The organism is Parvibaculum sp., assembly GCF_049672805.1.
Taxonomy (GTDB): Bacteria; Pseudomonadota; Alphaproteobacteria; order Parvibaculales; family Parvibaculaceae; genus Parvibaculum.
On the sequence record NZ_JBATWS010000277.1, the window covers coordinates 1 to 7,682 of the forward strand.

Consider the following 7,682-nt stretch of genomic DNA (forward strand, 5'->3'; position numbering starts at 1 on the left):
GCATGTAACCAGCATCCCCACCACGCCGATGGAGATAGCGGAGCGCAGAAGCGTCATCCTTCACCGGCTGCACCACTTCCAGAAACTCTCCGCCCAGCGGCATGACGGCATTGACGAGGCCGAAAACGCCAACACCCGGATCGCGAAAGGCAACTTTCAAGCCGAGCACGGCGCCCAGATCTTCCACCACCGGCCCCAGATCATGCGCTACAAGCGCCACCTGCCTCAGCCACATATTCATTCCTCCCCGATCATTATTCCGTGTACGGATTTACAATTGGTCAGCAGAACTGACACAAGCGAGTTTACGGGAAATGCCTATTCCAGTTGACCTTTTTGCTCATTGGCGTAGCATTTTCTCATGTCTGATGAAGGAGGAGGTTTACAAAGATGACTCCACCGACGCGGTTCGAGACAAATTGAACCATAAGACAAGTGATACATCGCCAGGTTCTGGCGGCGTTCAGAGGTCCGGCCGGTCAGCAAATCTTATAGGCCAGGAAAAGCGCGAAGACAGACTGACGCCAGCGCCGTATTGATTGAGCCCGCAGACAAAAAGGCAGTGGAGACAAGCCCGGCTCTTGAGTTCGGGCGAGTGCAGGATGCACATCCAATAGCAACCCCGCGAGGAACGCCTGTCAGGAAACCGGGGCTTCCGTCAGAGCGGGGTTGCGTCGTGTTCCTCTCCCCCCTGGCCCCTCCCCCCTTTCGCTAGAGCCCCTTCGGGAAATCAGGCAGCACGCCCTTCTCGATTCCGAAGGCGACGGGCACCAGCACATAGACCACCACCACAATCAGCACGAGGAAGGTGAGGTTGAACCACACCCCTGCCCGCGCCATTTGCGGCAGAGGTATCTTGCCGCTGCCAAAGGCAATTGCGTTAGGAGGTGTGGCGACAGGCAGCATGAAAGTGCAGTTGGCTGCCATCGCCGTCGGGATGAGAAGCAGTAGCGGGTTTTCTCCGGTCGAAACAGCGACCGCGCCAATGATCGGCAGGAAGGTCGCCGCTGTTGCCGTGTTGCTGTTCAGTTCGGTCACGGCGAGGATGAAGGCCGACACCATCACGATGAGAAGGAAGGTTGAAACCCCGCCTGCCCCGTCGAATATCGTACCGATCCATGTGGCAACGCCATGCGCGCCAATGGCGGCGGCAAGGCTGAGGCCGCCGCCGAAAAGCAGGAACACATCCCAGGGCAGCTTTTTTGCCGTCTGCCAGTTCATCAGGAACTCGCCGCGCCGCAAATCAACCGGCGTGATAAAGAGCAGAAACCCGGCCATGAGCGCGATGCCCGTGTCGGAAATCAGCGGCACGAAGCGCGCGAGGAAAGGTTGAAAGATCCAGGCAATCGCTGTCATCGCAAAGATGATGGCGACGAGACGTTCGGCCTTTGAAATCGGCCCGAGCCGACTGCGCTCTTCCGCGAGACTCTCGCCCACCTTCGCCACCTCGACATTGCTCACCTTGAAGATGACGCGCGTGAACAGGAGCCAGGCAATCGGAATGCCAAGCATGACCATGGGGATACCGACCATCATCCATTGCGCAAAGCCGATCTGAAAGCCGTAGGTCTGGCTGACGAAAGCGGCGAGCATCACGCTTGGCGGCGTCGATATGATGGTGCCGAGCGCGCCAATGGTCGCGCTATAGGCGACTGAAAGCAGCAAGACGAGAGAGAAGGTCTTTGCCTCGGCGCGGGATTTTTCGTCATGCGCCTCCGCTTCGACAAGGTTCGCAACGGAGAGCGCGATGGGCAGCATCATCAACGCGGTCGCGGTGTTCGACACCCACATGCTGATGGCAGCCGTTGCAATCATGAAGCCGCCGACGATGCGGGTGGGCTTTGTGCCGACAAGGGAAATGATATTCAGCGCGATGCGCAGATGCAGCTTCCAGCGCTCCATTGCGAGCGCGATCAGGAAACCGCCAAGAAAGAGATAGATGACGGGGTTCGCGTAGGGTGCCGTCGTCTCGCCGATGGTGAAGATGTGGAGTAGCGGAAAGAGTACCATGGGCAGAAGCGAGGTCACAGGAATGGGGATCGGCTCGCAGATCCACCATGTCGCCATCAGGGCTGCGACGCCTACTGTGCGCCATCCCGCTTCGCCCAGCCCCTCCGGCGCGGGCAGCAAGAGCGGCAGCAGCAGGAAGAGCGGGCCTAATATCCAGCCGGCAATCTGCCTGCCGCCAAAACCTATCTTGTGTGCTTCCGTTGCTTCCACTTGTCTGCCTAACGCTGCAAGGCGGCTGCGGTTTTCGACTCATTCTTCGCGTAGTTGCGGAAGGCGGAGAAGACACCCATTTTCGGGTCAGGATTTTCGCCCGCGCCGAGGCGCAATATCTGAAGGCAGAACCAGCCCTGCTGACCCCAGCCGTTCAGCGCCTTCAAAAAGTTGATCGGGCTGTGCGGGCCCAGAATGCCCGGCCCCAGGCGGAGCGTCTTTTCATAGGCGGGGATTTCCGTTGCCCCGCCGCTGAGAAGCTTGTTTGCCGCTTCGGGGTCAACGCAGAGCGGGCGCGCAATGCCGACCACATCCATGGTGGCGCTGGCGAGCGCCGCATTCATGCCCGCCACCGTGCGGAAGCCGCCCGTTACCATGAGCGGCATTGTGGTGGCGGCGCGAATATCCTTCGCATATTCGAGAAAATAGGCCTCGCGTGCGATGGTGCTTTCGCGGCGCTTTTCCGATCGCTCGGGATGAAGCGTCATGTCGTCCAGACCGACAAGGCGCGGCTGCTCATAGGTGCCGCCAGAGATTTCCAGCAGGTCGAGCTTTTCCGCATTGAGCCATGCGGCCACGCGGATTGCATCTTCATGGCTGAAACCGCCGCGCTGGAAGTCTGCCGAATTGAGCTTCACCGAGACGGGATAATCATCGCCCACCGCGGCGCGGATCGCGCGCACGATCTCAAGCAGCAGACGGGCGCGATTCTCGAGACTGCCGCCCCATTCGTCGGTGCGTGTGTTTACGTCCGGCGAGAGGAAGGAGGAGATGAGATAACCATGCGCGCCGTGCACCTGCACGCCGGTGAAGCCTGTCTCCCGCGCGATGCGGGCGGCATGGGCAAAGCGCCGGATCACGTCTTCGATCTCGCTTCCCGTCATGGCGCGGGGCTTTCCGAACTGCGCACCCGGCATATCGAGTGCCTTGTCGGATGGGCCGACCGGGTTCTTGTTCACAAGGGCGGGCGTCTGCCGACCGGCATGGTTGATCTGCATCCACAGATGCGTGCCGTTCACCGTGCCGGCCTTTGCATAGGCGCGGAGCGCTTCCAGCGCTTCGGGGGACTGCTCGCCATCAATCGCCACATTGCCGGGGCGTTCCATATAGCGGCGGTCCACCTGCACATTGCCGGTGAGGAGCATCCCCGCCCCGCCCTCGGCCCAGCGGCGATAGAGCCGCACATGGCCTTCGGTCGCGCGGTTCTGCCGGTCCCCCAACCCTTCGGTCATGGCGCCCTTGGCAATGCGATTCTTCAGTGTGGCACCGCAAGGCAGCGTCAATGGTGACGAGATGGTGACGGACATCGGCTTCTCCTCCTGCACGACAAACGGGGGCAAATGTGGCATATCCCGCCTTCGGGGCAAATCGCCCCGCGTGATTGGCGCTCGCGCTGCCCCACCCTACAATCCTGACTGATTCTCCTTCCAAGAAGTTCCGAGTTCTATGGCCGCCCGCAAGACGAGCAAATCTGACCAAACCGACGATCTGTTTTCTGCCGCCAGCGCCCCCACGGCGCCCGCGCCGCGCAAAACCGCGTCCAGAAGCACGAGCAAGGCAAGCGCAGCCAAGGGCGATGGCTACTCCGCCAAGGACATCGAGGTTCTGGAGGGGCTGGAGCCGGTGCGTCGGCGCCCGGGCATGTATATTGGCGGCACCGATGAGAAGGCGCTGCATCATCTCTTCGCCGAAGTGCTCGATAACTCGATGGACGAGGCTGTTGCGGGTCACGCGGACTGGATCGAGGTGACGCTTTCCGAGGACGGCACCCTTACCGTTGCCGATAATGGCCGCGGCATTCCTGTGGACCCGCATCCGAAGTTCAGGAACAAGTCGGCACTCGAAGTCATCCTCACCACGCTCCATTCCGGCGGCAAGTTTGGTGGTAAGGCCTATGAAACATCGGGCGGCCTTCACGGCGTCGGCATTTCGGTAGTGAATGCCCTTTCCGACCGCTTCGAGGTGGAAGTAGCCCGCGATCAGACGCTCTATACGCAGAGCTATGAGCGCGGCACACCCAAGACAAGGCTCGAAAACAAGGGCCGCGTGCAGAACCGGCGCGGCACGAAAATCTCCTTCCATCCCGATCCCGACATCTTCGGCAAGGGCGCGCATTTCATTCCCAAGCGCCTTTACAAGATGGCGCGTTCCAAAGCCTATCTCTTCGGCGGCGTCGAGATACGCTGGAACTGCGCGCCTTCGCTTATCGGCGAGAAAGACCCGACACCGGCAAGCGAAGTGCTGCACTTCCCCGGCGGGCTGGTCGATTATCTGCGTGCATCGCTCGAGGGCTACGACACGGTGACGGCCGAGCCCTTTATCGGCAAGGTGTCACGAGCGGGCAGTCATGGTTCCGTTGAATGGGCGATTGCCTGGTTCGGCGGCAATGACGGCTTCATCAACTCCTACTGCAACACTGTTCCGACACCAGAAGGCGGCACGCATGAAGCAGGGCTTCGCGCGGCGCTGACCAAGGGACTCAAGTCCTATGGCGAGCTTGTCGGCAACAAGAAGGCCGCGCAGATTCAGGCAGATGACGTGCTTGGCACGGCAGGCGCCATGCTCTCTGTCTTCATTCGCGAGCCGGAGTTTCAGGGGCAGACAAAGGAAAAACTGGCTAGCGCAGAAGCGCAAAAGCTGGTCGAAAAAGCCATTGGCGACCATTTCGACCATTGGCTTACCGCTGCCCCGCAACAGGCAAACAAGCTGCTCGACTGGGTGATTGATCGCGCGGATGAGCGGCTGCGGCGCAGGCAGGAAAAAGATGTGGCGCGAAAAACCGCGACGCGGAAACTGCGCCTGCCGGGCAAGCTCGCCGATTGCTCGCAGACGGCGGCGGATGGCTCCGAAATCTTCATCGTTGAAGGTGACAGCGCCGGTGGCTCGGCAAAGCAGGCCCGCGACCGGGCGAGCCAGGCAGTGCTTCCGCTCAGGGGCAAGATCCTGAATGTCGCCAGCGCGAGCGGCACCAAGATGGCGCAGAACCAGCAGATCGGCGATCTGATCCTTGCGCTGGGTGTGCGCACCGGCAGTCACTACCGCGAAGAAGATCTGCGCTATGACAAGGTCATCATCATGACCGACGCCGATGTGGACGGCGCGCATATCGCCTCGCTTCTCATCACCTTCTTCTACCGGGAGTTGCCGGAGCTTATTCGCGGCGGGCATCTCTATATGGCCGTGCCGCCGCTCTACAAGATCACGCAGGGCGGCAAGACGCTTTATGCCCGCGATGACGCCCATAAGGACGAGCTTCTGAAAAAGGAGTTCACCGGCAAGGGCAAGATCGAGATCAGCCGCTTCAAGGGGCTGGGCGAGATGATGCCGGCACAGCTCAAGGAAACCACCATGGCGCGCGGCAAGCGCACGCTGTTGCGAGTGACGGTGCCGGACAGCGAAGCGAAGGAAACGGCTGGCGCGATCGACCGGCTGATGGGCAACAAGCCCGAACTGCGCTTCCAGTTCATTCAGGAGCGCGCCGCTTTCGCGCATGATCTGGATATCTGACGCGGATTTCCGGCAGTTATCACCTCTTTCAGTCGCCAAGGCTCCCTGCGCCTTTGCAGTCACTGTGGCGACAAAACCGCACGGCGTGTGCCGGTTTGGTTGACAAACTGTCGATTGCCCCTATTTTCTCGCCAATCTCTGCGGATTGGCGCGACCGCGAAAATACGCGCAAGACTGCCCGGCCCTGTCGTGATCGCAATGACAGGTTCGTCCACGGCCCTGAAGGTGGGCCTAAGCGGGCAGTGAAATCAAGGTGTACAGGGCCCTTTATATGACATTTGACGAACTCGGCCTCGCGCCGGAGATTCTTAAGGCTGTTGGCGAATCCGGCTATACCTCGCCCACGCCTATTCAGGCTCAGGCCATTCCGCATGTTCTGGCGGGACGGGACGTTCTGGGCATTGCCCAGACAGGCACGGGCAAGACTGCGTCGTTCACCTTGCCGATGATCGACAAGCTCTCGCGGGGGCGTGCCAGGGCGCGTATGCCCCGTTCTCTCATTCTGGAGCCGACCCGCGAACTTGCTGCGCAGGTGGCCGAGAATTTCGAGACCTACGGCAAATACAACAAGCTCTCCATGGCGCTGCTGATTGGCGGCGTCTCCTTTGGCGACCAGGACAAGAAGCTGGACCGGGGCGTGGATGTGCTGATCGCAACGCCCGGTCGCCTTCTCGACCACTGCGCACGCGGCAAGGTGCTGCTCACCGGCGTGCAGATTTTCGTGATCGACGAAGCCGACCGGATGCTCGATATGGGGTTCATTCCCGATATCGAAGAAATCTGCAAGAAACTCCCCTTCACGCGGCAGACGCTTTTCTTCTCCGCGACCATGCCGCCGGAAATCCAGCGCCTCACCGAGACGTTCCTGCACAATCCGGAACGCATCGAGGTTGCCCGCGCCTCCTCCGCCAATTCGACGATCCGTCAGGTTCTGGTGAAGACGGCAAAGGACAAGAAGCGCGACAAGCTCGAGCAGATCATCGAAACCGAGAACGTCAAGAACGCCATCATCTTCTGCAATCGCAAGCGCGATGTGGCGAGCCTTGAACGCGCATTGCGCAAGAGCGGTTTTTCCGCAGGCGCCATTCACGGCGATCTTGATCAGTCGGTTCGAACCAAGACGCTGGAAGGATTCCGCAAGGGCGATATCCGCCTGCTTGTTGCGAGCGATGTGGCGGCGCGCGGTCTCGATATTCCCGATGTGAGTCACGTCTTCAATTATGACGTACCGACCCACGCGGAAGACTATGTTCACCGCATCGGCCGCACGGGCCGCGCGGGCAAGAGCGGCACAGCCTATACGCTGATGACGCGCGATGAGGCGAAGTATCTCGCCGCCATCGAAAAGATGCTTGGCTCCCCCATCCCCCAGGATGAGCAGGCGCCGGAGCCGGAAGAAACATCAGACGCTTCTGCCCCCGGGGCCGAGGCCGAGGTCGCGGCTGAAGAAGGCGAACAGAAAGAAGAACGCCGCAGCCGTTCACGGCGCGGTGGCCGCAATCGCACAAAGCCTGCTTCCGCAGAAGCGGCCGAGGCGAGCCCTGCCGAGCAGGAAGAAGCGCCGAAGCAACCTGAGCCTCGCAAGCAGCAGCCGAGGGCTGAAGCGAAGGCTGACAAGAAATCCGACGAAAAACCCCATCGCCGCCAGCATGGCCGTGACCATGATGACGCACCGGTGATCGGTCTTGGCGATCATGTCCCGGCCTTCATTCTTCGTGCCGTGAAGCTGCCGAAGAAGACGGCGAAGGAAGTCGAAGAAGAAGAGATCGAAGAGGTTACGGAAGACGCCTGATATCGGGCGCCCGGCCAGACAAAAAGGCGGCTCTTGCGAGCCGCCTTTCTTTTTTGGAGCCAGCCGCTCCTATTTCTTGATCTGCGCTGCCAGAAGCTTGCGCGTCTTTGCGCCATAGGGCGGGCGGAACATTTCAGCCACCATCTTCGCCTTGGACTGGGTG

Annotated in this window: 4 protein-coding genes and 1 pseudogene; 2 read left to right on the forward strand and 3 right to left on the reverse strand. The window is 60.6% G+C overall.

All coding sequences use genetic code 11. The features are described 5' to 3' along the window. The 3 genes and pseudogenes from WBF74_RS08925 to WBF74_RS08935 all read right to left on the reverse strand — a co-directional run. Window positions 1-235 (reverse strand): annotated as a pseudogene (locus WBF74_RS08925) (hypothetical protein); the annotation flags it as partial. Window positions 236-711: 476 nt separating this feature from the next. Next, the gene (locus tag WBF74_RS08930; protein ID WP_424438359.1) at window positions 712-2,220 is read right to left on the reverse strand and encodes an SLC13 family permease; all 1,509 of its coding nucleotides are present in this window, start codon (window positions 2,218-2,220) and stop codon (window positions 712-714) included. A gap of 8 nt (window positions 2,221-2,228) precedes the next feature. Beyond that, window positions 2,229-3,527, reverse strand: coding sequence for an NADH:flavin oxidoreductase/NADH oxidase family protein (locus tag WBF74_RS08935; protein ID WP_424438362.1), 1,299 nt, complete (start codon window positions 3,525-3,527; stop codon window positions 2,229-2,231). Window positions 3,528-3,666: 139 nt separating this feature from the next. Between WBF74_RS08935 and parE the strand changes: the two genes are divergently transcribed. Together parE and WBF74_RS08945 are read left to right on the forward strand one after the other, a co-directional pair. Then, window positions 3,667-5,727, forward strand: coding sequence for a DNA topoisomerase IV subunit B (parE, locus tag WBF74_RS08940; RefSeq protein WP_424438365.1), 2,061 nt, complete (start codon window positions 3,667-3,669; stop codon window positions 5,725-5,727). A 271-nt stretch (window positions 5,728-5,998) separates the two neighbouring features. Then, the gene (locus WBF74_RS08945; RefSeq protein ID WP_424438368.1) at window positions 5,999-7,519 is read left to right on the forward strand and encodes a DEAD/DEAH box helicase; all 1,521 of its coding nucleotides are present in this window, start codon (window positions 5,999-6,001) and stop codon (window positions 7,517-7,519) included. Window positions 7,520-7,682: the final 163 nt, after the last annotated feature.

Bases quoted from the DNA above. Each gene is read 5' to 3' on its own strand.
- WBF74_RS08935 (WP_424438362.1), bottom strand. From the start codon at position 3,527: ATGTCCGTCACCATCTCGTCACCATTGACGCTGCCTTGCGGTGCCACA.
- parE (WP_424438365.1), top strand. From the start codon at position 3,667: ATGGCCGCCCGCAAGACGAGCAAATCTGACCAAACCGACGATCTGTTT.
- WBF74_RS08945 (WP_424438368.1), top strand. From the start codon at position 5,999: ATGACATTTGACGAACTCGGCCTCGCGCCGGAGATTCTTAAGGCTGTT.